The sequence below is a fragment of the Nonomuraea sp. PA05 genome (genome assembly GCF_008086045.1).
Classification (GTDB): domain Bacteria; phylum Actinomycetota; class Actinomycetes; order Streptosporangiales; family Streptosporangiaceae; genus Nonomuraea; species Nonomuraea monospora.
In genome coordinates this window covers 159,155-181,285 of the sequence record NZ_VSEY01000025.1, presented here as the reverse complement: position 1 = coordinate 181,285, position 22,131 = coordinate 159,155, and the positions used below count along the sequence as shown (strand labels likewise).

Genomic DNA, 22,131 nt, shown 5'->3' with positions numbered 1-22,131 from the left:
ACGCCCAGGTGAGTCACGCAGAACACAGGCCTTGTGTAACTTTTCACACAGAACGGGAGTGGCTCTGTGCTTACCCTCCTGATCCATGACGGCGTCACTGACGGTGCTCTTGCTGGGCTCTCCGGAGCTCGCCGTCGGAGGGATGCCCGTCGGCGTCCGCTCCGCCAAGGCCCGCGCACTGCTCTGCTACCTCGCCACCACGACCGCGCCCCGGTCGCGCGCCGAACTCGCCGCGCTCCTGTGGGGCGAGCGGCCCGACGCCAACGCCAAGGGCAGCCTGCGCCTGGCCCTGTCCGAGCTGCGCAGGGAGGTCGGCGGCTGGCTCGACATCACCCGCGAGCAGGTACGCCTGCGCGCCGCCGACGGATGCTTCGTCGACCGCCGGCACCTCGCCCAGGCCCCCACCGTCGCCGAGGCGCTGCGGCTGTGGCGCGGCAACTTCATGGACGGCGTCTCGTTCTGCGACGCGCCCGCCTTCGCCGAGTGGCTGGAGGGCGAGCGCCGAGGGGTCCGGCTGCTGCTGCGCCAAGTGCTCATGGGCGCCCGCGACGAGCCGGCCGAGCAGGTGACGCGGCTGGCGTACATCGTGGCGGGGCTGGACCCGTACGACGAGGAGGCGCACCGGCTGCTCATGACGGCGCTGGCTCGCGCCGGGAACCGGGCGGGGGCGCTGGCCTGCTACGACGAGCTGCGGCGGCGGCTCACCGCCGAGCTGGGGATCGAGCCCGCGCCCGAGACCCGCGCCGTCCGGCTTCAGCTCGCCGCCCGGCCACCCGCGCCCGCCCTGCGCGCCCGCGTGCCCGCGCCCGGGACGGAACTGGTCGGCAGGGACGCCGACATCCGGCGGCTGCGGGCGCTGCTGGGCCGCGAACGCCTCGTCACGCTGGTGGGGCCGGGCGGCATCGGCAAGACCCGCCTCGCCATCGCCGCCTCCACCCCACCCGCCCCGACGTCCGCCGACCCGGGAAACGCGACGGCGAGCAGGCCGGGAAGCGCCGCCTCGCGCGAGCCGGGAGGCGACGCACAGCGCGAGCCGGGAGGCGACGCACAGCGCGGGCCGGAATGGGCCGCACAGCGCGGGCCGGAATGGGCCGCACAGCGCGGGCCGGAATGGGCCGCACAGCGCGGGCCGGAATGGGCCGCACCGGGCGGGGCGGCGAGCGGGGCGGTGGGCGGGTGGGAGGCGGCGTTCGTGTCGTTCGCCGGAGTGCGTCCTGAGGCGGCCGTCACGACGCTGGCCCGCCGCCTCGACGTGGACCTCTCCCCACCACGCCCCGCCCTCGGCCTGCTCATGGACGCCCTGACCACCCGCCCGCACCCCCTCCTCCTCGTCCTGGACAACCTCGAACACCTCCCCGCCTTCGACCAGGTCATCGGCGCGATGCTGACCGCCGCCCCCGAGCTGCGGATCCTGGCGACGAGCAGGCGGCGGCTGGACCTGCCCGGCCAGGTGACGGTAACGGTGGAAGGGTTGCGCGCCCCGGCGTCGGAGGCGTTGTTCGCGGCCAGGGCGGCGCAGGCGTGCCCGGCGTTCGACCCGGACCGCGAGGCCGCCCTGGTGGCCGCGATCTGCGCCGCCACCGGCGGCCTCCCGCTGGCGATCGAGCTGGCGGCCGGCCTGCTGCGCGCCGTGCCGTGCGCGGAGCTGGCCAGGCACCTCGGCGCGGGCCTCGGCCTGCTGTCGGTGGCGGGCCCGGCGGCGCGCTCGCGGCACGCCTGCATGCGCACGGTGTTCGAGACGTCCTGGCGGCTGCTGGACCCGGCGGGGCAGCGGACGCTGACGGCGCTGTCGGTGTTCGGCGGCGGCTGCACGCTGGACGCGGCCGTCGAAGTCGCCGGCGCCACCCCGGACGTGCTGGTGCGCCTGGTGGACCACAGCATGATCCGGCTGGCCCCCTCGGGCCGCTACGCCGTCCACCCGCTCATCCAGCAGTACGCCGCCGCGCACCTGAGCCCGGAGGAGCGCAGGGCGGCGCGCAGGCGGCACGCCGCCTACTTCGGCCGGCTGCTCGAACAGCACGCGGGCGCCCTCCAGGACGCCTCTGACGCGGCGGCCACCGACGCGCTCGGCGTGGAGATGGACAACGTCAGAACGGCCTGGGCGGCGTCGGGGCGGCCCCGTTTCCTGGAGCTGTACTGGACGTTGTGCCTGCGGTTGCGCCTGTACGAGGAGTCGGCGGCCGTGGTGCGCCGGCACCTGGCCCGTACCTCGCAGGACGCCCGGCTGCGGGCCCGTCACCTGTGGATGGCGGGAACCAGCGAACACCACCTCGCCAGGGAGCACGAGGCGGCCCGCCTGGCCAGGGCCGCGCTGGAGGCGCTGGGCGAGCCGCTGCCGGAGTCGCGGCGCGGCCTGGCCGCCGCATCACTGGCCGCCGCAGCCCGGCAGGCCGTCCGGCTGCTGGCAGCCACGGCCCGGCAGGCCGCGCACCGATTACTTCCGCCCGGCCCGTCGCGGAACGGCCGCGAGCCCGCGCACCGGTCGCCACGGCCCCGCTCGCCGGGGTCTTCCCCGGACGGGCGGGAGGCCGCGCAGGCGCTGACCATGCTGGCCAGGCTCGCCTTCCATCAGCACGACGTCCTGACGATGCTGGCCGCCTCGCTGCGCCAGCTCAACGCCGCCGAACGTACGGGCGACGCCGCGCTGCGGGCGGAGGCGTACGCGAACGCCGCCACGATCGCCCGCGTCGCCGGCCGCCACCGCCTGGCCACCCGCTACGGCACACTGGCCGACCGCTCCCTGGCGGACGTCGATCACGCCGCGGAGCCCGCGAGCCGCGCTCAGCTGGCCCGGGGGCTCGACCAGCTCTACGCGGGCGCGTTCGAGGCGGCCTGGCGGTCGTTCACCGAGTGCCGCGCCAGGACGCTCGCCCCGCGCGTGGCGGAGAACTGCTCGGGCCTGCTCGCCGAGACCGCGCTCTGCCAGGGACGGTTCGAGCGGGCGGCCGAGCTGTTCGCCGCCACGGCGGAGGTGGCGGCCAGGCGGGTGGGCGGGGACGACATCGGCCGCCACTGGTGCCTGATCGGGCAGGCGGAGGCGATGCTGCGGCTCGACGCGGTGCCCGTGGCGCGGATCGGCGCGGTTCTGTCGGCCGCGCGCACTTCGCACGAGCGGCGGCGTACGCATGAGAAGGAGCTCGGGCTGTGCGACGGCCCGGTCCTGCCCACCATCCAGGAGATGCGCCTCATCACCGCCACCGCCCGCCTCACCCTGCGGGAACGCCAGGCGTCCGGCACCGCCCTGGGGCGCGGGGTGGCGGGCGAGGACCCGCGTGAGGTGCTGGCCACGGCGCTCACCCTGGCCGGGCGGTTGCCCGCCGCCCAGCGCGGCATGCTGGAGTGCTGGACCGGCCTCGCCGAGCTGCTCTGGTCGCTCGACCCCTGGCCCGACCGTAAGAGCATCCGTCTCCTCCACACCCACCTGGCCCGCTACGCCACCAGGAACCCGGGCGCCGCGGCGCGGCTCGGCTGGGCCCGCGCCCTCGTCCTGACCGCCGCGGGCAAGCGGGCCGCGGCGCGCGAGGCGGCGGAGCAGGCCCTGGCCACCGCGACTCGCCTGGCCACCCCCTACGACCGGCGCAGAGCCGAAGAGATCATCCAGTACCTCGGCTCTTGAGCACACCGGGGCGTGAAAGTTTCACGATTCTCGGAAGGGTGCTGTGCGCAGCCGTTGACGGGGCGACGGCGGGAAAGGAGGATCGGATTCCGCGCTGTTTTGGGAGCGCTCCCAATTTCTCCCCCCAAGGACCTCCATGACCCGATGCCGGGCCGCCTTACTGGCCCTTCTCACCATGGTCGCCCTGTCCCCCGCCACCGCCGCCCAGGCCGCGGACGAGGGACCCGAGCAGATCGTGAACGGCACCTTCGACGCCGGCACCGCCCCCTGGTGGAGCACCGGCAACACCGCACTCACCGTGCAGGACGGCCGGGCCTGCGCCGACATCCCCGGCGGCACCGCCAACCCGTGGGACGTGATCATCGGCCAGAACGACCTCCCGCTGGTGGAGGGCGAGACGTACGCCTACAGGTTCTACGCCTCGGCGACCCCGGCCAAGGTCGGCAGGGCGCTGATCCAGCTTCCGGTGGACCCCTGGACGCAGTACCTGTCGGCCGCGCCGGAGATGAGCGTCTCGGGCAACAGCTACTCCTACACCTTCACCGCCCCCGTGTCGCTGCCGAACGCGCAGGTCGTCTTCCAGTTGGGCGGGAGCACCGAGCCTTGGAGGTTCTGCATGGACGACGTGTCGCTCAGGGGCGGCGCCGAACCCGAGGAGTACGAGCCGGACACCGGCCCCCGCGTGCGCGTGAACATGGTGGGCTACCTGCCCGCGGGCCCCAAGAAGGCCACGCTGGTCACCGAGGCGACCGAGCCGCTGGAGTGGGAGCTGAAGAACGCCGACAAGGAGACGGTGGCCTCCGGTGAGACCGTCCCCAGGGGTGTGGACGGCAGCTCGGGCCAGAACGTCCACACGCTGGACTTCACCGGCTACCGCAAGGCGGGCGAGGGCTTCACGCTGTCGGCGGACGGCGAGACGAGCAGGCCGTTCGACATCGCGGCCGATCTGTACGACCAGCTCCCGGTGGACGCGCTGAAGTTCTACTACACGCAGCGCAGCGGCATCGAGATCCTCGACAGCCTGCGCCCCGGCTACGCCCGTCCCGCCGGTCACGTGGGCGTCGCGCCGAACCAGGGCGACGTGAGCGTGCCGTGCCAGCCGGGCGTCTGCGACTACAGCCTGAACGTCAAGGGCGGCTGGTACGACGCCGGCGACCACGGCAAGTACGTCGTCAACGGCGGCATCTCCGTCCACCAGCTGATGGCCGCCTACGAGCGGGACAAGGCCGCGTTCGGGGACGGCCAGCTCGACATCCCGGAGAGCGGCAACGGCCGGCCCGACATCCTGGACGAGGCCCGCTGGGAGCAGGAGTTCCTGCTGAGCATGCAGGTCCCGGACGGCAAGCCGTTCGCGGGCATGGCGCACCACAAGATCCACGACCAGAACTGGACGGGCCTGCCCCTGCTGCCCCACCTCGACCCGCAGCTTCGCGAGCTGCACCCGCCGTCCACGGCCGCCACGCTGAACCTGGCGGCGACGGCCGCGCAGGCGGCCCGCCTGTACGCGCCGTACGACGCCGCGTTCGCCGCCAGGAACCTCGCGGCGGCCCGCAAGGCGTGGGCGGCGGCCAAGGCGAACCCGGAGAAGTACGCCGACCCGAACGACGGCATCGGCGGCGGCTCCTACAGCGACGGCGACGTGAGCGACGAGTTCTACTGGGCGGCGGCCGAGCTGTACCTGACGACGGGCGAGAAGGAGTTCAAGGACTTCGTGCTGGCCTCGCCGCACCACACCGGCGACATCTGGCGCGAGCGCGGCTTCGACTGGGGCAACACGGCGCAGCTCGGCCGCCTGGAGCTGGCGACCGTGCCGAACGCGCTGCCGGACCGGGCGCGGGTGCGGCAGTCGGTGGTCGAGGGGGCCGAGAAGTACCTGGCGATCCAGACGGCGCACCCGTACGGGCTGCCGTACAACCCGCCGGACTTCGACTGGGGCTCCAACAACCTGGTGCTGAACAACCTGGTCGTCATGGCCACCGCCTACGACCTGACCGGCAGGGAGAAGTACCGTGCGGCCGTGCGTGAGGGCATGGACTACATCCTCGGCCGCAACGCGCTCAACCAGTCGTACGTCACCGGCTACGGCGAGGTGGCCTCGAAGAACCAGCACAGCCGCTGGTACGCCCGACAGCTCGACCCCGCCCTGCCCAACCCGCCGGTCGGCACGCTGGCGGGCGGCCCGAACTCCGCCATCCAGGACCCGCTGGCGCAGCGGCTGCTCACGGGCTGCGAGCCGCAGTTCTGCTACATCGACCACATCGAGTCGTGGGCCACGAACGAGCTGACCATCAACTGGAACTCCCCGCTGGCCTGGGTCTCGGCGTTCCTGGCCGACCGGGGCGAGCGCGCGGACTGCCGGGTCCGCTACACCGCGCACGGCTCGTGGCCGGGCGGGTTCACCGCGCAGGTGGTGATCGAGAACACCGGCAAGGAGCCGGTGGACGGCTGGAGCCTGCGCTGGTCGTTCCTGAGCGGGCAGCGGGCCGGGCACGCCTGGGGTGCGGCGCTGTCGCAGTCCGGCTCGGTGGTGACGGCGAAGGACCTGCGCTGGAACGGCAAGATCAAGCCGGGGCAGAAGGTGACGTTCGGCTTCAACGGCACGAACGCCGCCGGGCCGAACCCGGCGCCTGAGGTGTTCCACCTCAACGGCGCGCGCTGCAAGTAGCGGCACAGGGTTCCCCTGGGCGTTGCGGACACTCCGTTGAACGGAATAGCGTCGTCCTCATGCCCAGGGGAACCTCTGAAGTCAGCGAGCCGATGTACTTCGTGCTCACGGCACTCCGCGCCGGCCCGTTGCACGGCCACGCGATCAGCAAGACGATCAAGGAGCTGTCGCGGGGGCGGGTCCAGCCCTCCGTGGGCACGCTCTACGGCATCCTGGAGCGCCTGAACGAGCGCGGCGTGATCACCGTGGACCACGAGGAGACGGTCAACGGCCGCGACCGGCGCTACTTCAGGATCACCCCCGACGGCCAGGCGCTCGTGGAGGCCGAGGCCAGGCGGATGCAGGAGGCGGCGGCCCTGGTCCTGCGACCGTCCGGCGCATGACGGCGCCAGGCGGATGGTCTCGCTGGTCGGCAGCGCCGACTTCACGCTGGTGATGGAGCGCACCCAGGAGATCGGCCTGCGCCGCGCGCTCGGCGCGGCCAGGATGGAGCCGGTGAACGCACTCAGGTGAGCCGATCGGGCCCGCGAGACGTCTAACGGACATGACGATCTGGCGAATCGTGCTCCTGCCCGCGCTGCTGCTGCCGGCGCTGAGCACGTCCATGGCTCCGGCGCAGGCGGAGGTCGCCCCCAAGCGGGTGCTCGTGGAGCTGCGCAAACAGGGCGGCTTCGCGGGGCTGAACGACCGCGTGGTCGTCTACGGCAGCGGGTGCGTACGGCTCAGCCGCCGTACCGGGCCGACCATCGACAAGTGCCTGACCGCCAAGGAGGAGCGCAAGCTGCGCGGCTACCTGCGGCACCTGAAGATCGGCCGTTCGCAGCGCCCGCCGCAGGGCGCGGACTTCATCAAGTACACGCTGGCCTACGACAAGCGGCGGGCCAGCGTGTACGACGTGCCCTCGACCTGGCGGCCGGTGGTCAGGGAGCTGGACAAGATCATGGAGAAGTACTGGGCTCCCGACTGAGTCTCCATCAAGCGATTGACCGGGAGAGGGTGACCGAACTACCTTCGGTCGCATGACATCCGGCCAGGCCCAGGTGATACTCAAGGCCGCCACGCAGCTCTTCGCCGCACTCGGCTACGACGGCACCTCCACCCGCCAGATCGCCGACGCCGCCGGCCTGAACATCGCGACCGTCAACTACCACGTGGGCGGCAAGCGGGAGCTGTACCTCGCCGTCATGGAGGCCGCCCACCGGGCCGAGAAGGCGGCGCTGGAGCAGGCGCTGGCCCGGCTGCCCGGCGACGACCCGGTGGCCGCCATCCACCGCCTGGCCGACGACTACCTCGACTTCTGCGTGGACAACCCCGAGGTGCCCGCCCTGTGGATGCACCGCTGGCTCTCCGACGCCAGCGACATCACCGAGCTGGAGCGCCAGTACGTCCAGCCGCTGCTGAACGCGGTGGGCGCCGCGCTGCGGCCCGCCGTCGAGGCCGGGCTGATCTCCGCCGGAACGGACCTCGACTACACGGTGTGGAGCGTCATCTGGACCGTGCACGGCTTCGCCAAGGGCGGCGTGCTGGACGCGGAGGGCCGCCGCCGGGCGGCCGGCGACCGGGCGGCGCTGCGCCGCTTCCGCGCCCACCTGCACCAGAGCCTGCACCGCACGCTCGGCCTGCCGGGCGACCCCCGGTGACCCGCCTCGGCAGGGACAGGCTGCTGGGCTACGGCATCGGCTCCGTCGGCACCGGCGTGTTCTCCGCGGTGCCCGGCCTGCTGCTCCTGTACTACCTGACGGACGTGCTGGGCGTCCCCGCCGCCGTGGCGGGCTTCGTGCTGGTCGCCCCCAAGATCTGGGACGTGCTGCTGAACCCCCTCGTCGGCGCCGCCAGCGACCGCGAGGCCGTCAGGACCGGCCGCAGGACCCGCCTGCTCGCCGTCGGGTCGGTCGCGCTGCCGGTGACGTTCGCGCTCATGTTCGCCGTCCCGGGAGACCTTCCCGGCGCGGTCTGGACGGGGGCGGCGTTCCTGCTGGCGGCCAGCGCGTTCGCCTGCTTCCAGGTCCCGTACGTGGCCCTGCCCGCCGAGATGTCGCCCGACCAGGGCGAGCGGACCAGGATCATGTCCTGGCGGGTGGTGTGCCTGACGGTCGGCATCCTGGTGGCGGGCGGGCTGGCCCCGGCCGTGGTGGACCTGGCGGGCGGCGGCCGGGCCGGATACGCCGTGATGGGCGTGACGGTCGGCGCCGTCATGGCGGCGGCGCTGGCCGGGGCGACGCTGGCCACCCGGTGGGTGCCGTCCAGGCCGGGGCCGCGCCAGCTCGCCCCGGTGGCCGCCTTCCGCCTGGCCAGGGGCAACGTGCCGTTCTTCGTGCTGCTGGCGGCGTTCGTGACGCAGGCCCTGGCCGTGGCCGTGATGCTGGCCGGGGCGCCGTACGTGGCCGCGTACCGGCTGGGCGACTACGGCCTGACCTCGGTGATGTTCGTCTGCCTGGTCGGGCCGAGCATGCTCGCCGTGCCGGTGTGGGCGTGGCTGGCCCGCGTCCACGGGCCGGTGCGCTGCTACCTGGCCGCGTCCGCCGGCTTCTGCGGCGTCACGGTCGCGCTGGTCCCGGCCGTCGCGGCGGGCGGGACCGCGGCGACGCTGGCGCTGACCGCGCTGGCCGGGATCTGCTACGCGGCGCTGCAACTGCTGCCGCTGTCGCTGCTGCCCGACACCGTGCACGCCGACGCCGCCCGCACCGGGCACGCCCAGGCCGGGGCGTTCACCGGGCTGTGGACGGCGGGCGAGACCGCGGGGCTGGCGCTCGGGCCCGGCCTGTTCGCGCTGGTGCTGACCGTGTCCGGGTTCGTCTCCGCGCCGGTCGAGTCGCCCGTCGCGCAACCGGCGGGGGCGCTGACCGGGCTGCTGCTCGGGTTCACCGCGCTGCCCGCCCTGCTCATGCTGATCAGCCTGCCGTTCGTCGTCCGGTACGGGCGGCTCACGACGAAGAAGGAGACCGTGTGAACCTGCCGCCGACGGGGAGGACCGCTGAAGACCTGCTGGCCGAGGTGGCCCGGCTCAAGGAGCACGACCTGCCGGTGCGTGGCGGCCAGGTGACCGCCTACGTCTACGACACCGGCCGGGCCGAGGTGAACGACGCCGCGACCCGGGCGTACCTGGAGATGCTGGAGGTCAACTGCCTGGACCCGACCGCGTTCCCCAGCGTGGTGGAGATGGAGCGGCAGGTCGTCGGCGCGGTCGCCGGCCTGCTGGGCGGCGGCCACGGCATCTTCACCAGCGGCGGCACCGAGTCGATCATGCTGGCCGTCAAGGCCGCCCGCGACCTGGCCGGCCGCGACCGCCCGAACCTGGTGCTGCCGGTGACCGCGCATCCCGCCTTCCACAAGGCGGCTCACTACCTGGGCGTCGTGGTCAGGCCCGTGCCGGTGGACCTGGAGACGTACAAGGTGCGGGCCGGCGAGATGAAGGCGGCGATCGACGAGGACACGATCCTGGTCGTGGTCTCCGCGCCGTCCTATCCGCAGGGTGTGATCGACCCCGTCGAGGAGGTGGCGGCCGTGGCCGCGGCGGCGGGCGTGCCGTGTCACGTGGACGCGTGCGTGGGCGGTTGGCTGCTGCCCTGGCTGCGGGAGGCGGGTGCGGAGGTCCCGCCGTTCGACCTGTCCGTGCCGGGCGTGACGTCGATCTCCTGCGACCTGCACAAGTTCGGCTACGCGCCCAAGGGCGCCTCGGTGCTGCTGTTCGCCGATCCCGCGGCGCGGCGCAAGGCGTACTTCGCGTCGGCGGCCTGGCCCGGCTACACGATCATCAATGCGACCGTGCAGAGCTCCAGGTCGGCGGGCCCGCTCGGCGGCGCCTGGGCCACCCTCCAGTCGCTGGGCCGGTCGGGGTACGCCGAGCTGGGCCGCACCACGCTGGAGGCGACCCGCAGGCTGCGCGCGGGCCTGGCGGAGATCCCAGGGCTGCGGGTGCTCGGCACGCCCGAGTCGTCGCTGGTGGCCTTCACCGGCGCCGACGTGGACGTGTTCGTGCTGGCCGACGAGGCGCGGGCGCGGGGCTGGTTCCTGCAGCCGCAGCTCTCCTACGCGGGCATCCCGGCGAACCTGCACGTCACGGTCACCGGGGTCACCCTGTCGGGGGTCGAGGCCATGCTGAAGGTGATCGCCGAGTCGGCCGCGGCGGCGCGCGAGCGCGGGCCCGTCGTGCTGCCGAAAGGGCTGATCGAGCTGGTGGCGGGGCTGGACCTGGAGGCGATCGACGACGCGACGTTCGGCGAGCTGAGCGCGTCCGTGGGGGTGGATCTGCGGCCGGGGACGGGGCAGCCGGAGATGGCGGTGGTCAACACGGTGCTCGACGCGCTGCCCGCCGAGGCGCGAGAGGCGGTGCTGGTGCGCTTCCTGTCGGTCCTCTACAGCGAGTGACTTCACATTGGTCTGGTATATAGGGATTTCCCGAAATGGACCCCCGGGGGTGCGACGAACAGATGCCGGAACACGAAGGACGTGCGGCGGACAGCCTCGATCGCATGATCGAGCAGGCCCGGCAGGCGCTGGCCGCCGTGCAGGCATCGAGCGCCTCGGCATCGGAGTCGCCCGACGCCGAGCCGCCGCTGCGCGGGGAGGGACAGGCGGCCGAGGGCAAAGTTCGCGCCGTGGTCGTGGCCGGGGGCCGGCTCGCCTCGCTCTCCGTCGATCCGCGGGTCATGCGCGAGGGCTCCGAGGAGATGTGCGCGCAGATCATGGCGGCGGTGAACGCCGCCGCCGACGGCCTGCGCGCCCAGGTGATGGAACGGGCGACCGCCGCCGCGGGCGGCGCCGAGATCGCCTCGACCCTGCTGACGCTCCAGCAGGAGTCGGTGCGGCAGATGGAGAGGTTCACCCAGTCGCTCGACGACGTGGTGGCGCGGTTCGAGAGGCGGCAATGACTCCGGACGACACCTGGGAGATCCACGCCCCCAGCCTGCGGGCCGCCGGCCAGGGGCTGCACGGGGCGGTGGAACAGCTCGTCGCCCACTGGACGTCGCTGGGCCGCGCGCTCGACGAGCTGCAGCCCAAGATGGTGGGGGAAGACCTCGTCAGCCAGCTCATCGGCGGTTCGTTCCAGGGGATCAGGGAAACCGCCGACGACACCCTCCGGTCGGTGATGGCGGGCCTGGCCGGCCACGGCGAGAAGGTGCTGCGGGCCGAGGCCAACGCCTCCGGGGCGGAGACGGCCGTCGCGCAGCAGGTCGCCTCCATCCGTACGCCATGAGCGTCGAGATGCCCGGCTGGGCCGCGACGCTCCTGGAGGGACTCGGATACTGGTGGACGCAGGCGGACGAGGACCTGCTCGCCCAGGCCGGCGTCCTCGTCGCCGCCGCCGAGCCGCTCCTCGACGCGGTCAGGGACCTGGCCGGCGCGTCCTCCGCCCAGGTGTGGACGGACAACGTCGGCCAGGAGTTCGACACCTTCCGCACCGCCTGGGCCCACGAGGACGGGCCGCAGGCTGTGCTGTCGGACGCCACCAGCGGGATGCTCGCCGTCGGCGGAGGGCTCTACGTCTCCGCCGCGCTCGTGCTGTTCCTGAAGACCACCGTGCTGGTGCAACTGTCGGCGCTGGCCACCGCCATCCTCCAGGCGACCGCTCTGGCGGGCGCGACCATGGGGACCTCCCTCCTCCAGATCCCGGTCCTCAAGGAGATCACCGGAAGGCTGATCGGCCTGCTGATCAACCTCGCGGTGGGAATCCTGCTTTGATCAGGGCGAGCGGCGGTGGCGGGCTGTTCGCCAAGATGGCACGGCACCTCTTCAGACGGACCGGAAACTCGGGCTCCCTGGGGCTCGGCGGCCTGGGCATGCGCCTGCCGAGCCGCCCCGACCCGCTGAGAGCGGCCGCCAACCGGAACATCGACGTCAACGCGATCACGCCGTCGCCGGTGTGGCGCACCGACCGGCTCATCCTGCGGCGTGCCGACGACCGTCACCCGGACGAGGTCTTCGAGGGCGGCTTCCATCCCCGCGATCCGGCCAACACCGATCTTGAGTCCCACCTGCGCTTCGAGCCTTCGGCCTTCGTCAGCACGACCCGGCTCGACAACCCGATGGACATCTTCGAGACGCGCTACCTCTACGACGTGGACGCGCCCGGCGGCATCGACATCCCCCAGACCATGGGCAGCGCCCTGCGCACCGGGCACCAGCTCGAGATCGCGTTCCCCGGCGGCGTCGAGGGCCGGTTCATCCGCGGCGCCAAGTCCTACGATCCGGCGACCCGGACGTTCGGCCCTTACATCAACAATCCCCACTACAGCCCCTGACCCCTACCCCCGCGCGGCGGAGGTGATGGCGATGCCCAGGCACATCTCGTCGCTGGTGCCGTCGCCCCACACGACGTACCGGGGCGGGGTGCCGCGCAGCTCCGGCAGCAGGGCGCGCAGTCCGGCGTCGTGGGTGCAGGTGACCCGTACGACGTCGCCCTTCCGGACGGTGACCGGCTCGGGCAGCAGCCGCAGCGACTGGTCGTCGAAGTTGTACTCGGGCACGTCGAGCAGCGTCCTGGCCTTGGCGGTGCCCGGGTTCAGCTCGACCTTGACGGCCCTGCCGAGCAGGTGCATGTGCCCGGCCAGCGCGTGCACCGTGAACGGCGACTCGACGGGCACGTCGCAGTGCTGGGTCGGCCCCGCCTTGACCGGCCCGCAGTACTGCTCCAGCAGCCTCACCTGCGACAGGCTGTCCTGCCCGAAGCGCTTGCCGACGTCCCGCACGGCGGCCTCCCTGTCGCACAGCGGGCCCGACTCGTCCGGCGTGCAGGGCAGCTCGACGGGGGCGAAGAACAGCCCGGTCTCCAGCGGTTCGAGCCGCCGGTCGGTGACGCGCAGGCGGATGCCCGAGCGGTCGGTGCCCGGCTCGCCCCGCACGTTCAGCAGGTTGTAGTGCACCTGCATGATCAGGCTGCTGCCCGGAGGCAGGTCGTAGCCGTAGCGGGGGTCGAGCAGCGCCTCGTTGCTGCCGGGCGCCCAGTGCGCCACCCAGGAGGCGTCGCCGATGCCGGCGTCGCCGAAGCAGGACCAGCCCTGGCCGGGTGAGCTCTCGTCCACCGCGCGCACCCGCCCGGCCTGCTCGGGCGACAGCCGGAAGAAGATCGCGTGGTGCACGATGGCGGTGTTCTGCGGCTCGAACTGGGCGCCGGTCAGCGACACCCGGCCGGTCAGCTTCGGATCGACGAGGAAGCAGCGGTAGTCGTCGGTGCCGCCGTTGGGCGGGCCCGGCTTGTACGGCTCCGCCATCGAGAGGTTCACGAACCGCTCACCGGGCCGCAGCGGCGACGCCGTGGGCGCGGGCTCGGTGGCGTGCCCGGAATGCCCCGGAGAGGAGGAGGGCGGCGCGGTGGCGGCGGGGGGTTCGGCGGCCACGCCGCAGGAGGCGAGCAAGACGGCCGCGCCGAGCGCGGCTGCGATGCGGGCGAATCGCGTCATGATGCCACACTCACCCGCGCGAGGCCCCCGGACATCCTTCCCCAGGACGCTCTCACTACTTCCCTGGGATGACCCGCCCGTCAGACCACGGTCGCGCCCTCACGAGCTGGGAAAGGTGGCCTCGACCCGGAAACCGCCGTCCTCGGTCGGGCCGCAGGACAGCGTGCCGCCCGCCAGCTCCACCCGCTCCCGCAGGTCGGGCAGGCTCATCCCGGGACCGGCGACGGCCACCCAGGCGTCCGGCATCCCGCCGGTGTTGCGCACCGCGATCCGCACGCTGCCGGGCGCGTACCGCACCCCCACCCGCACGTCCGCGCCGGGCGCGTGCTTGTGCACGTTGGCCAGCGCCGCCTCGACCACCAGGTACGCGGTCCGCCCCACCAGCCCGGACACGGAGGCGGGAGGGCCGTCCACCGACAGCTCCACGGGCACCCCGTCGCGGGCCGAGTCGATCACCAGCGGTCGCAGGTCGGGCAGCGGCAGCCCCAGGTCGAACCCCTCGCCGGTGCCGCGCCGCAGCAGCGCCACCATGTGCCGCAGCTCGTCGAGCGCGTCGCAGCCCATCGTGCGGATGTCCTCGGCCGCCACCCTCGCGCGGTCGTCGCCCGCGGCCAGGGCCAGCACGCCCGCCTGCAGCACGATCCGGCTGACGCGGTGGGTGACGACGTCGTGCATCTCGCCGGCCAGCCGCTCGCGCTCGATCCGCTCGGAGCGTTCCGCCAGCTCGGCGCGGAGCCGTTCCCTGACGGACACGTACATGCCGTACATGACCGCGAGCGCGATCGCCGCCTCGCTCCTGGCGATCAGCGCGAGCCGGTCGGGCAGGGTCAGGACGGCGAAGCCGATCACCATCACCGGCATCCACCGGGACAGCGGGCGCCGGTCGCCCGCGAACGCCATCGCGCCGTACGCGGCGAACGGCGCCGCCGGCGGCCAGAGCGGCGCCCCGGCGGACGGCAGCGGCACGGCGGACGGGACGACCAGGGCCAGCACCGGCACCGCCAGCGCCGTGCCCGCGCAGATCCAGGCGACGACGAGGGGCGCGCGGCGCATCCACAGCAGCGGCAGCGTCCCCGCCAGCGCGATCACCAGGCCTGGGCCCGCATAGCCTGTCGCGGCTGTCAAACCTGCCGCGGCCAGGACCGCGACAGCGTCGATCGGTCGCGCGCGGGCACCGTCCACCGCCTCATCGTACGATCACCCGCCGTGCCTGCCCACCCCTGAACGCGTAGCCGATCACCGCCCCCACCCGCCTCCGCACACCTGGCCGACGGCCGTGCCCGCCGACCTCCGCACGCGTAGCCGATCGCCGCGCCTCCGCACGGGTGGCCGATCAGAGCTTGGTGATGCGGACGGCGTCGGCGATCACGTACCCGGTGGTGGAGGTCCAGCGGCTCACGCCGACCACGTCGTAGGTGCCCGCGGCAAGGGTGAACGTCCCGAGATCGCGCCAGGCCCCGCCACCCGTGCGCTGGTCGACGGTGACCGTGCGGTTGCCGCCGGAGGCCGCGACGATGTACGGCGTCGCGCTGTTGTAGCCGGAGTTGGCCGGATACCACACCTCCACCCGGTAACTCCCGGCGCTGGGAACGGCCGCACGGAACCACGCCGGATCGCTGGCCGCGACCGGCTCGGCGAAGCGGTAGTCGGTGCCGTGAAGCTGCGTGGAGTACGTAGAGGTGCCCCAGGCCGAGCCGGCGGCGAACCCACCGGACGCGTTGTCGATCACCACGCTGAACCCGCCGGACGACGACCCCGTGACGGCCCGGCCGGCGCTGGGCCCGCTCTCCTGGTGGGTGCGGTTGAGCGCGGTCACGTAGTAGGTGTACGCCGTTCCGGCGGCGGCCGTGGCGTCGGTGAACGTGGTCTGCCTGGTCGTCCTGATCAGGTTGCGGGCGTCGGCGAAGAGGCACGGGTCGGCCGCCGTGGGCGTGCCGTCCACCCGGTACACGGCGTAGGAGGTGCCTGAGCCGGACCAGGAGAGCTGCACGCCGCTGGAACCCCTGGTGGCGGCGGTGATGGCGGGCACGGCGGGGGCGGCGGCGGAGCCGCGGGCGGGCAGCAGGGCGGGCTTGGCGTAGTGCGCGTTGAGTACCCGGGTGAAGGCGCCGATCCGGTCGGCCTTGACGTCCTTGGCGCTGAAGTAGACGTCACCGGTGATCTCGGGGTGCTGCCGGTTGTCGTGGAGGTGGTCGCTCAGCTCGGCCGGGTCCTGCCACGCGGCGTCCTGGCCGGAGGCGCCCGCCCGGTAGGCGGCCTGCCCGATCACGAGCTGCACGCCGGTGCCCCTGACCTGTTCGGACCACCACGCCGTGAGCACCTCGTACCCGGCGGTGGAGAAGCCGATGTGCCAGTAGATCTGGGGCGCCAGGTAGTCGACCCAGCCCTGCTTGACCCACTGCCGGCTGTCGGCGTAGATCGCGTCGTAGGACTGCAGCCCCGTGGTGCGCGAGCCGAGCGGGTCGGTGCCCGCGTTGCGCCAGATCCCGAACGGGCTGATGCCGAAGGAGACGTGCGGCTTGGCGGTGTGGATGCGCTGGTCGAGCTCGCGTACCAGCAGGTTGACGTTGTTGCGCCGCCAGTCGCCGACGTCGGTGAACGAGCCGCCGTACCGGTCGAACGCGGCCGCGTCGGGGATGCTCTGGCCGCTGACCGGATACGGGTAGAAGTAGTCGTCGAGGTGCACGCCGTCCACGTCGTACCGGGAGACGGCGTCCATGATCGCGTCCTCGATGAAGTCGCGTACCTCCGGGATGCCCGGGTTGTAGTACAGCTTGCCGCCGTAGGCGAAGCGCCAGTCGGGGTGTTGCCGCGCCGGGTGCGTGGAGACCAGCTTGGCCGGGTCGTCGTGGTTGGCGACCCGGTACGGGTTGAACCAGGCGTGGAACTCCAGGTTGCGGGCGTGGGCCTCGCCGACCATGAAGGCGAGGGGGTCGTAGCCCGGGTTTCCGCCCTGGGTGCCGGTGAGCCACTGCGACCACGGCTCGTACGGCGACGGCCAGAACGCGTCGGCCGTGGGCCTGACCTGCACGACCACGGCGTTCATACGCTTGGAGACGGCCAGGTCGAGCCAGGCGCGGAACTCGGCCTGCTGTGCCGCCACGCTCAGCCCCGTGCGGCTGGGCCAGTCGATGTTGGCGACCGAGGAGATCCACATGGCGCGGAGCTGCCGTTTGGGGGTGGCCGGGTCGGTGGCGCAGGCGGCGGTCGCCGCGGTCCGGGTGGGGAGGGAGCCGGCGAGCGCGGTCTGGGTGTGGAGGGGGCTGGCGAGCGCGGCGGCGACGAGCACCGCGAGGACGGTACGCAGGAGCGCGGTCACGAAGGGAAGTTTCAGCGCATCCATCAAAAAGCGCAATAGTCTTCACAAACATCTGACGACACCGCGAGCCCCGATGAGGGCGAGAAGTTTCACCTAACTCAGCAGTAATGTCAATTATCGACATCGGTCAAGATCTTGACGTAGCGTGCTCCCGTCACCTGTGAACGAGGAGCACCCCATGACTCTCGCCCGCACGCGATTAGCAGCCCTCGCCACCTCGATCCTCGCCATCCTCCCCCTCAGCGCGGCCGCCCAGCCCGCCTGGTCGCAGTCCCAGGCGGTCACGGTCAAGGAATCCCCCCTCTCCGCGGCCTTCGGCAAGGCCGCCGCCGCGCACGACGTACCGCGTGACCTGCTCATCGCCCTCGCCTACGCCGAGACCCACCTCGACGGCCACAACGGCGAGCCCAGCGCCAGCAACGGCTACGGTGTGATGCACCTGGTCAGCAACCCCACCAACCACTCGCTGGAGAACGCCGCCGAGCTGACCCGGATCCCCGCCGACAAGCTCAAGACCGACGACGAGGCCAACATCCTCGGCGGCGCGGCCGTCCTGCGATCCCTCGCCGACAAGCTCGGTCTCGACGAGGCCGCCAGGAAGGACGCCGGCCGCTGGTACCGCGCCGTCGCCCTGTACGGCAACGCCACCTCACCCGAGCTGGCCCGCCTGTACGCCGACGCCGTCTACGAGCAGCTCGGCCTCGGCATCGACCTGCGCGGCGTCCAGGTCAGGCCGCAGGAGATCACCGCCGACCGCGGCGAGTACGCCGACGCCCGCGACCTGAACGCCCGCGCGGGCAAGCAGGCAGGGGAGCCGGCCGACAGCCCGGTCGCCCTCGCCAGCGCCGACTACCCGCCGGCCGCCTGGGTCGCGGCCAGCAGCAGCAACTACCGCGTCTCCAGCCGCGAGACCAGCTACAACATCGACCGCGTGGTCATCCACGTCACCCAGGGCTCCTACGCCGGAACCATCTCCTGGTTCCAGAACCCCAGCGCGCAGGTCTCCGCCCACTACGTGGTCAAGTCCTCCAACGGCGCCATCACCCAGATGGTCCGCGACAAGGACGTCGCCTGGCACGCGGGCAACTCCACCTACAACAACCGCTCCATCGGCATCGAGCACGAGGGCTTCGTCAGCGACGCCTCGTGGTTCACCGACGCCATGTACCGGGCCTCGGCCGCACTGACGCGTTACCTCTGCGACAAGTACGGCATCCCCAAGACGAGGACCGGCATCATCGGCCACAACGAGGTCCCGGGCGCCACCCACACCGACCCGGGCTCGCACTGGAACTGGACCACGTACATGAACTACGTGACCGGTGGCGGCGGCACCCCCACGTTCACCACCACGGTGGACAACGCCACCTCCGGCCAGTTCACCGCCAGCGCCAACTGGGGCACCTCCACCTACTCCAGCCAGCGCCACGGCGCCGACTACCGCTTCGCCGACCCCGTCGCCGCCAGCGACCCGGCGTGGTACTCGGCCACGATCCCCAGCGCGGGCACGTACCAGGTCGAGGTCTGGTATCCGGCGGACGCCGGGTACAACAGCTCGGCGCCGTACATCGTGGCCACGTCCAGCGGCAACCAGACCGTGTTCGTCGATCAACGGTCCGGAGGCGGGGCGTGGCGCAGCCTCGGGACGTTCTCGCTGAACGCCGGCACGTACAACGTGGTCGGCGTGAGCCGGTGGACCTCGGGGACCGGCTACGTGATCGCGGACGCGGTGCGTATCAGCAGGTAGCGACCCCTTCCGCGTGACGGCCCGCGCCCGATTCCCCTCCCGGGCGCGGGCCGTCGCCATGCCGTCTCACCTGCTCGGGCGGGATGCCGTACGCACGCCTTACCCGCAGCCCCGGCCAGAATGATGGCCGGACGATGCAACATCCTGACCCCTTCGGCCGTCTGGGACGTGACGATCGAAGGGACGACAAGTGGACGACGAACCCGGCTTCGACGATTTCGTGGCAGAGCACACGGACGCGTTGCTCCGCTACGGATACGTCCTGACCGGAAACCCCCACGACGCCGCGGACCTGGTGCAGGAGGCCCTGGTACGGCTGTGCGGCGCCTGGCCGCGAGTGAGACGCAAGGACAACCCGCACAGCTACACCCGGATCACGATGGCGCGGTTGCACATCAGCGTCTGGCGGCGGCACAGGCGCGAGCACCTCACCGCGGAGCCACCGGAACAGGTGAAGCCCCCGCCCGACGAGGATCTCGGGCTGTGGCAGGAGCTGGCCGGGCTGCCCCGCAGGCAGCGGGCCGTGCTGGTGCTGCGCTATTACGAGCAGCTCAGTGACGCCGAGATCGCGAAGGTGCTCGGCATCTCCCCTGGAACCGTGCGCAGCCAGGCGTCCCGTGGCCTGGACAAGCTGCGTTCCTCCCTGTCCTCCGCACCGGCGCCCAACAGGAGCATGTGATGACCGACCTGGAAGACAAGCTGAGCCGCGTCCTGTCCGGGGCGGCGGAGCGTGCGCCGCAGGCGCCGCCCGGCCTGGCCGCGACGGTCAGGACGCGCCACCGCCGCCGCCGGGCGCGCACCGCCGCCGTGTACGCCGCCGCGGCCGTGGTCCTGGTCGCGGGCGGGGCGGCCGTGGCCGTGGACACCCTGGGCACCTCGGCGGCGCCGCAGCCCGCGGTCGGGCCGACCGGCAAGCCCGGACAGGACGAGATCCCGCCGCCCATCGAGCAGGTGTGGCCGCAGGCCGTGCACAAGATCCCGGCCAAGCTGCCCGACGGCCGTACGTACTACCCGCAGCTCCTCCTCGACGACCGCACGCTGCTGGTCATGACGGGCGCCCTGGACGGGACGCGCCAGTACCTGTGGGCCTACGACCTGGGCACCGGCCGGCCCAGGCAGATCGCCGAGATCCCGCCGACGAAGAACTCGGCCATCTTCGCCGAAGGCGTCGCCGCAGGTGAGGGCGCCATCGTCTGGTGGGCGTCGTACAAGGAGGCGGGCAGCCGGCGGGTCGCCAAGATCTGGACGGTCCCGGCCACCGGCGGCCGGCCCCGGCTGGTGAGCGACGTCCCCCTCGGCGACGTCATGAAGCAGGGGCACATCAACGGGCTGGCGGTGGCCGGCTCGGACGTCGTCTTCTCCTACGAGAAGGGCGGCGTCTACCGGGTGCCGCTGAGCGGGGGGACGCCGCGGCCGGTCAAGGGCGCCGAGCGGCACCACGTCCTGCGGTGGCCGTGGGTGGGCGTGCACCGCGGCAAGGCGGTCTTCCGCGACCTGCTCAACGTCGAGACCGGTGAGCGGCGCGAGGCCGTGGTCAAGTCCGGCGAGGAGGTCAGGTGCGGCGTCGAGCGGTGCTGGGGCGTGGCCATCCGCTACAAGACCGTCAAGGTGGAGCGCCGCCGCGACAGCTCCGGCAAGGAGATCAAGTGCGGCGACCGGCGGTGCCCGACGACGGCGCGGGTCGCGACCGTCGTGCGCAGGTTCGTCCGCGACCGCGACGGCTCCCATGAGCAGGCCCTGCCTGCCGGGTTCCAGCAGGGCGACGACGCCGGGCTGGAGCGCTTCTTCAAGATCATGCTGAACGGGCCGGGGAATCGGCCCGTGCTGGCCCTCCATGACGCCGAGACCGGCCGCTCCGCCGACCTGGGCGTCCGGGAGGACGCGACGGGGGTCATGTCGATCCCGGACGGCGGCCTCGACCGGCTGATGACCTACCCGATCAAGAACGAGATGTGGGTCCTGGACCTGGCCGCGATCAAGTAGAGGTCATGCGGTCGCGCCGCCGTCGATCACGTGGTCGGCGCCCACCACGAAGCTCGACTCCTCGGACGACAGCCACAGTGCGGCGGCGGCGATCTCCTCGGGGGTGGCCACCCGCCCGATGGGCAGCGCGGTCCTCATCCGCTCGTCCCGCTCCTCCCGCGTCTCGCCGGGCCGCGCCGACATGGGCGTGTCGATCGGCCCGGGGCTGAGGGCGTTGACGCGGACGCCGTCGGCGATGTGGTCGCGGGCCGCCGCCCGCGTCAGGTGGCTCACGGCGGCCTTCGAGGCGGCGTACGCGCTCGCCCCGGCCAGCCGCCAGTGGGCCCCGAGGTTGGAGGAGACGTTGACGATGACCCCGCCCCCGTGGGCCCGCATGTGGGCGATCTCGTACTTCATCGACAGGAACACGCCCTTGAGGTTGACGGCCAGGACCTCGTCCCAGACGTCCTCGTCGTAGTCGGCCAGCGGCGCCATCGTGCCGAAGATCCCGGCGGCGTTGAGCGCCACGTCCAGGCCGCCGAACCGGGAGACGGCGGCCTCGACCATGGCGGCCACCTCGGCGGAGCGGGTGAGGTCGACGGTGCACGCGGCGGCCCGGCCGCCGCCCTCCTCCACCAGTTTCACGACCTCGGCCAGGCGGGCGGCGTCACGCCCGGCGGCGAGGACGGCCGCGCCCTCCCGCGCGTACGCCAGCGCCGCCGTGCGGCCCACCACCCCGCTCGCGCCCGTGACGAGCGCGACCTTGCCTGCAAAACGTCCAGTCATATTTTTCAGACCAATCATTCTCAAATTTGAACAGTCGTCATGGCTTGCTCGACCGCGTCGCGCAGCCTGCGCGGGTCCGGGTCGGCCCGGCCGAGCACCCTGAGCCCCTGCAGCAGCACGAGCAGGAACCTGGCCAGCGCCTGCGGGTCCTTGCTCGCCGGGATCTCCCCCTGGGCGCGCGCCCTGATGAGCGTCCCGGCCAGCGCCGTCTCCAGCTCCGCCCAGCTCGTCACCACCTTGGCCAGCACGATCGCGTCGCGCGAGGCGAACTCGACGGCCGTGTTCACCACCATGCAGCCGCGCCGCAGGTCGTCCGCCAGGATCTCCGCGACGTAGGAGTCGAGGAAGGCCTGGACGGCGGGCAGCGCCGGCCCCGGCTGGGACAGCCGCTCGATCACGTCGCCCTGCTCCAGATAGCGCTCCAGCGCCTTCAGGTACAGCTCGCGCTTGCCGCCGAACGTCGCGTAGATGCTCGCCCGCGCCAGGCCGAGCCGCTCCACGAGGTCGGCCATCGAGGTCGCCTCGTAGCCGCGCTCCCAGAACAGCTCCAGCGCCTGCTGCAACGCGACCTCGGGGTCGAACTCCTTGCTCCTTGCCACGCGAGGAAGGCTAGCACTATCGAGAACGATCGGTCTA

19 protein-coding genes are annotated in these 22,131 nt (G+C 72.6%); 14 read left to right on the top strand and 5 right to left on the bottom strand.

Annotation, left to right across the window (positions count from 1 at the left end):
* Positions 1 to 85 precede the first annotated feature (85 nt).
* The 11 genes from FXF51_RS35220 to FXF51_RS35170 all read left to right on the top strand — a co-directional run bounded on the left by FXF51_RS35220 (position 86) and on the right by FXF51_RS35170 (position 12,523).
* Entirely contained in the window at positions 86 to 3,616 is a 3,531-nt protein-coding gene (locus FXF51_RS35220; RefSeq protein ID WP_148439024.1) for an ATP-binding protein, read from the top strand.
* A 136-nt stretch (positions 3,617 to 3,752) separates the two neighbouring features.
* Positions 3,753 to 6,281 carry a glycoside hydrolase family 9 protein gene (locus FXF51_RS35215; protein WP_148439023.1) on the top strand — a complete coding sequence of 843 codons (2,529 nt, stop codon included), beginning with the start codon at positions 3,753 to 3,755 and terminating at the stop codon, positions 6,279 to 6,281.
* Between the two features lie 59 nt (positions 6,282 to 6,340).
* Positions 6,341 to 6,664, top strand: coding sequence for a PadR family transcriptional regulator (locus FXF51_RS35210; RefSeq protein WP_148439022.1), 324 nt, complete (start codon positions 6,341 to 6,343; stop codon positions 6,662 to 6,664).
* A 161-nt stretch (positions 6,665 to 6,825) separates the two neighbouring features.
* Positions 6,826 to 7,248 (top strand): hypothetical protein, encoded by a 423-nt coding sequence (locus FXF51_RS35205; RefSeq protein ID WP_148439021.1) that lies wholly within the window; start codon positions 6,826 to 6,828, stop codon positions 7,246 to 7,248.
* 52 nt (positions 7,249 to 7,300) lie between these two features.
* The gene (locus tag FXF51_RS35200) at positions 7,301 to 7,921 is read left to right on the top strand and encodes a TetR/AcrR family transcriptional regulator (RefSeq protein ID WP_148439020.1); all 621 of its coding nucleotides are present in this window, start codon (positions 7,301 to 7,303) and stop codon (positions 7,919 to 7,921) included.
* Positions 7,918 to 9,231 (top strand): MFS transporter, encoded by a 1,314-nt coding sequence (locus FXF51_RS35195; RefSeq protein WP_187414736.1) that lies wholly within the window; start codon positions 7,918 to 7,920, stop codon positions 9,229 to 9,231. The genes FXF51_RS35200 and FXF51_RS35195 overlap by 4 nt, the downstream gene beginning before the upstream one ends.
* On the top strand, positions 9,228 to 10,649 hold the full coding sequence (locus FXF51_RS35190; protein ID WP_148439019.1) for a pyridoxal phosphate-dependent decarboxylase family protein: 1,422 nt from the start codon (positions 9,228 to 9,230) through the stop codon (positions 10,647 to 10,649). The genes FXF51_RS35195 and FXF51_RS35190 overlap by 4 nt, the downstream gene beginning before the upstream one ends.
* 104 nt (positions 10,650 to 10,753) lie before the next feature.
* A complete protein-coding gene (locus tag FXF51_RS35185) occupies positions 10,754 to 11,152 on the top strand; it encodes a YbaB/EbfC family nucleoid-associated protein (RefSeq protein ID WP_148439018.1) in 399 nt (132 codons plus the stop codon).
* The gene (locus FXF51_RS35180; RefSeq protein ID WP_148439017.1) at positions 11,149 to 11,478 is read left to right on the top strand and encodes a hypothetical protein; all 330 of its coding nucleotides are present in this window, start codon (positions 11,149 to 11,151) and stop codon (positions 11,476 to 11,478) included. Before FXF51_RS35185 ends, FXF51_RS35180 begins: the two co-directional genes overlap by 4 nt.
* Positions 11,475 to 11,963 (top strand): hypothetical protein, encoded by a 489-nt coding sequence (locus FXF51_RS62955; RefSeq protein ID WP_148439016.1) that lies wholly within the window; start codon positions 11,475 to 11,477, stop codon positions 11,961 to 11,963. Before FXF51_RS35180 ends, FXF51_RS62955 begins: the two co-directional genes overlap by 4 nt.
* Entirely contained in the window at positions 11,960 to 12,523 is a 564-nt protein-coding gene (locus FXF51_RS35170) for a hypothetical protein (protein WP_148439015.1), read from the top strand. Before FXF51_RS62955 ends, FXF51_RS35170 begins: the two co-directional genes overlap by 4 nt.
* Before the next feature lie 3 nt (positions 12,524 to 12,526).
* Here the strand turns inward: FXF51_RS35170 and FXF51_RS35165 are convergent, their stop codons facing one another.
* The 3 genes from FXF51_RS35165 to FXF51_RS35155 all read right to left on the bottom strand — a co-directional run bounded on the left by FXF51_RS35165 (position 12,527) and on the right by FXF51_RS35155 (position 17,024).
* Positions 12,527 to 13,681, bottom strand: coding sequence for a monooxygenase (locus FXF51_RS35165; RefSeq protein WP_148439014.1), 1,155 nt, complete (start codon positions 13,679 to 13,681; stop codon positions 12,527 to 12,529).
* A 99-nt stretch (positions 13,682 to 13,780) separates the two neighbouring features.
* Complete coding sequence (locus FXF51_RS35160; protein ID WP_148439013.1) at positions 13,781 to 14,863, bottom strand: sensor histidine kinase; 1,083 nt, start codon at positions 14,861 to 14,863, stop codon at positions 13,781 to 13,783.
* A 151-nt stretch (positions 14,864 to 15,014) separates the two neighbouring features.
* Positions 15,015 to 17,024, bottom strand: coding sequence for a family 10 glycosylhydrolase (locus FXF51_RS35155; protein ID WP_148439012.1), 2,010 nt, complete (start codon positions 17,022 to 17,024; stop codon positions 15,015 to 15,017).
* A 154-nt stretch (positions 17,025 to 17,178) separates the two neighbouring features.
* On the opposite strand from FXF51_RS35155, the gene FXF51_RS35150 reads away from it, so the two are divergent.
* The 3 genes from FXF51_RS35150 (at position 17,179) to FXF51_RS35140 (ending at position 20,730) form a co-directional block, all read left to right on the top strand.
* Positions 17,179 to 18,747 carry an N-acetylmuramoyl-L-alanine amidase gene (locus FXF51_RS35150; RefSeq protein WP_148439011.1) on the top strand — a complete coding sequence of 523 codons (1,569 nt, stop codon included), beginning with the start codon at positions 17,179 to 17,181 and terminating at the stop codon, positions 18,745 to 18,747.
* 190 nt (positions 18,748 to 18,937) lie between these two features.
* Positions 18,938 to 19,426 carry a SigE family RNA polymerase sigma factor gene (locus FXF51_RS35145; protein ID WP_148439010.1) on the top strand — a complete coding sequence of 163 codons (489 nt, stop codon included), beginning with the start codon at positions 18,938 to 18,940 and terminating at the stop codon, positions 19,424 to 19,426.
* Positions 19,426 to 20,730, top strand: coding sequence for a TolB family protein (locus FXF51_RS35140; protein ID WP_148439009.1), 1,305 nt, complete (start codon positions 19,426 to 19,428; stop codon positions 20,728 to 20,730). Before FXF51_RS35145 ends, FXF51_RS35140 begins: the two co-directional genes overlap by 1 nt.
* Positions 20,731 to 20,733: 3 nt before the next feature.
* On the opposite strand, the gene FXF51_RS35135 is transcribed toward FXF51_RS35140, so the two are convergent.
* Together FXF51_RS35135 and FXF51_RS35130 are read right to left on the bottom strand one after the other, a co-directional pair.
* Complete coding sequence (locus tag FXF51_RS35135) at positions 20,734 to 21,495, bottom strand: SDR family NAD(P)-dependent oxidoreductase (protein WP_148439008.1); 762 nt, start codon at positions 21,493 to 21,495, stop codon at positions 20,734 to 20,736.
* Between the two features lie 20 nt (positions 21,496 to 21,515).
* Positions 21,516 to 22,094: a TetR/AcrR family transcriptional regulator gene (locus FXF51_RS35130; RefSeq protein WP_148439007.1), complete on the bottom strand. Its 579-nt coding sequence runs from the start codon at positions 22,092 to 22,094 to the stop codon at positions 21,516 to 21,518.
* Positions 22,095 to 22,131: the final 37 nt, after the last annotated feature.